The organism is Rhizobium herbae, assembly GCF_019511375.1.
Lineage (GTDB): Bacteria > Pseudomonadota > Alphaproteobacteria > Rhizobiales > Rhizobiaceae > Pararhizobium > Pararhizobium herbae_A.
In genome coordinates, this window is the sequence record NZ_JAEUAO010000016.1 from 1 (window position 1) to 419 (window position 419).

Genomic DNA, 419 nt, shown 5'->3' on the forward strand with positions numbered 1-419 from the left:
GTCCTGCGCTGAGGCGCCAGGCGCCGCTGCCGGGCGGGAGGTGTCGCCCTGCGTTTGCGCGATCAGCTTGTCCAGCGGCAAATACAAGAGGCTGCCATTGCTCTGGTCGACCAAGACTTTCGTCGAATTGGCGTAAATGTCTTGCATGGTTTCCAGATAAATGCGGTCGCGCGTAACCTGCGGCGCCTTTGCGTACTCGCGCTGCACCGAGGCAAAGCGGGCCGCGTCACCTTCTGCACGAGCGATGACGCGTGCCTTGTAGCCTTGCGCCTCTTCACCCAGACGGGCTGCCGTACCTTTGGCACGCGGCACCACGTCGTTGGCATAAGCCTGCCCCTCGGAGATGGCTCGCTCGCGGTCCTGGCCCGCCTTGGTCACATCATCGAACGCGGCCTGCACCTGCTCCGGCGGCTGCACGC

At 64.7% G+C, this 419-nt stretch carries 1 pseudogene; it reads right to left on the reverse strand.

Going from position 1 to position 419, the window contains the following annotated elements:
- Positions 1-419: pseudogene (locus JNB71_RS24255) on the reverse strand (protease modulator HflK); the annotation flags it as partial.